The sequence below is a fragment of the Bartonella sp. SD1336NMGDW genome, assembly GCF_042193565.1.
GTDB lineage: Bacteria > Pseudomonadota > Alphaproteobacteria > Rhizobiales > Rhizobiaceae > Bartonella > Bartonella grahamii.
Genome location: NZ_JBHILW010000048.1, coordinates 1 through 2,891, shown reverse-complemented (window position 1 = coordinate 2,891; position 2,891 = coordinate 1). Strand labels below are relative to the sequence as shown.

Genomic DNA, 2,891 nt, shown 5'->3' with positions numbered 1-2,891 from the left:
CCGGCATCAACATTGCCACCGGCAAGGGCAGCGGCAACGCCCCCGGCAGCCCTTGCAACATCAATGGTGTGGTCTCTAAAGTCAGCAAACTGCGCATCAATCTTTGCGTTTATACGCGCTTCCTCTTCCGGAGTTGGGGTGCGACCGTTTAGATCCCCCATTTCCTCTTTCACAATGCCTTGCACCCACAATTGAAACTGGAGCATAGCAGTGGCTTCGCCCACAGCACCCCCCACAGCACCGGCCGTGCAAGCACCGCTCGCAACAGCGCCTTTTAAACAGCCAAGACCAGCGTGGGCAACGATCTGTGTGACCGTATCTATTTTGCCTTCTGCCTTGGCGGTACCGATTTCTTCCGCCAATGATTTGCCAACCGTATCAGACAGGGCGATGCGCAGATTGTTAAAAAAGTTCTTGTCAAGAGAGCCGCCTTCAAGAGCCGTTTGAACGCTCGTGCCAATGGCGGCTTTGATCAGGTTCTTTTCCGCTTCAAGGGCAATGCGATCGACAAAAGGAGCGGTTTTTGGCAAAGATTGTCCAACACCTGCCATTTCCGTTATTTGGCTGGTTAAGCCTGCTGTCAACATCGACGAAACAATGCTGAGAATATTCTTGGAAGAGCCAAGCTCATGCAAGGCGCCGGCAATGTTGCCGCGATTATTGACAAGAGCCACAGCGCTTTTGTTAATCAGTGCTTGGACACCTGCCTGTATCGCCGCATTCATGGCGGTGCTAGAGCCAAGCCCTAAAGCACCGGTAATGGCACTGGCAGCGCCCGAGGCTGCTCCGCCCGTAACCGCCGTGACAGCCAATGCCACGATAGCTGCGCCGGCTTCTGTCAATCCTTGGGCTTTATAATCCCAGTCTTTAAATTCAGCCTTAACTGCTTGCCAATCCACTTGCTTGGATAATTCTGGATCATCACGCAGTTGCTTGATCCATGCCAAGCCTGGAGAGCGAGACAATTGCTCAAGAGATTTGTCTAAATCACCAGTTGCCTCATATTCAACAACAATGCCATCACCCGCATCAATCTTCATGCCACCCTTAGCATCTATGGTGACATACTCAATGGTCTCCTTAAGGTAACCTTCGTCACCCTCACTCCACCACACAAGGTTTTCATTACGCTGATAAACATCCTTAAAATCTTGATCCTTGTTGGTGAGAAGCTTGACCTTCCCCCTATCTGATGCCAAATGCATCTCGCCACCACTTTTTGCCCCGATGGCATCAAGTGTGAGATGCCCATCTTTGGCATGCATGGAGAGTTCGCCCTCTGCTTCTATCGTGGTTTTGTTTGTAGTAACTTCTGTTGATTGTTGACGAAACTTATTCTTTTGCTTCGATTTGTCGCCTTCTTTGCCCCTATAATCCCAATCAGAACTGTTAAAATCTTGCACCGAAGTCGCGGTGAGAGCGCCACCACTGGTGAAATCACCATTGCCCTTGGCTTTAAACTTTCCCTCAAGGTTAAGTGCACCACCTGTGACAATGGTCAAATCTCCATCACTTTTGACTTCTGTCAAACGGTGCTCACTGCTTTGGGCGTTATAATGCCCTTTTTCCAATGTTTCCTTATGGTCACTCTCTAGCACTAATGAACCAAACGTAGCAGAACCACCGACAATCACCGTCATCGGACCGCCGCTGGTGAATTCCCCACCCTCTGCGCCAAGATCACCAAGGGATTGGATGTTTAATTCATGATTAGAGAGAATTTGTCCCTTCTGCCCAGCTCGATCAACAAAACCATATGCATTCGTGTCACGGATTTTAGCGGTGCTATTGACAATCGTATCACCCGTCATGGTAACCGTATCACCATGAATAACACCGGAAGAATTGGCTAAAAGACCGTTACTGGTGAGCTCTACAGCTCCGGTACCAAGCAAAAACCCACCATTATTGAACAAAGTTTGCGTGGTCGAAACGTGCAGTGCATCATCACTTACCACAGCACCGCTATTGGTAAGACGGTCCGCATTCAAGGTGACGCCATTGCCTTTCAAACGTGCACTGGCAAGATTTTCTTGCTGCGTTTTTGCCCCATAAACATCTTGTGCTAAAGAAGAATTGGGTACCAAATAAACGTGGGGCACTAAGACCTCTTGTCCGTCGACAAGGTGGGTCTCAAGCCAGATCATATCCTTTTTGATCCCAGCAATCTGCTGAGGCGTTAAGGGCTTGCCTAGCACTAACCCCAAAGGACCTTGCTGCTCCACAGCATTGTCATAGAGCCTTTGCATTTGAGCATTGGGATCTTCAACATCAAGAAGAGTGCGATTTCCTGTCAGTTCAAAGATTTGCTCACCGACCAGACGATATTCAAAATAAGCATCGCCCAATCTTTTAAACACGTGCTCAGGCTTATAATTGCCAATCTTTTTTAAGTAATAGTCCGATCCTAAAAATTTACTTGGATTGATAAAGTCCTGTCGCGTCTCGATTAAAAATGGCACATCCGGTGATTGGCTGCCAGCCAACTCTGTCTTGACAGAGTTAAGCCCATCTTGCGTTGGCACCTGTATGGATTCTGGTGCGGGTGTTTTTGTGCTTGGTGCAAAAAGCCCTTTGTGCCCTTTCAAACCATTGATAATACCGTCCAATCGATCATCACTAATCAGTGGTTTGGAACCGTCAAAATCGGGTGTTTGTCCCCCAGCCAAACCTTGATCGCCAGAGCTATAGCTGATCGACGGTTTGAAGCCATCAACGTCAGTATTTTTAACGCCAGTCAAGCCTTTATTGCTAGAGCTTAAGCCAATTTGACCGGCTCCCTCGCGCACTGCATGATTGTCAAGAGTGTCTGTAACCTTGACATCAAGAGTGCCACCCGCTTCAATCGTGCCGTAAACAGCATCATAAGTGCGCGTGGTTGTTTTGGTATC

General features: G+C 48.5%; 1 protein-coding gene. It reads right to left on the bottom strand.

Annotation, left to right across the window (positions count from 1 at the left end; genetic code table 11):
• The coding region (locus tag ACFIKH_RS08860) for a DUF637 domain-containing protein (RefSeq protein WP_375671508.1) at positions 1-2,891 on the bottom strand (2,891 nt) is incomplete at both ends.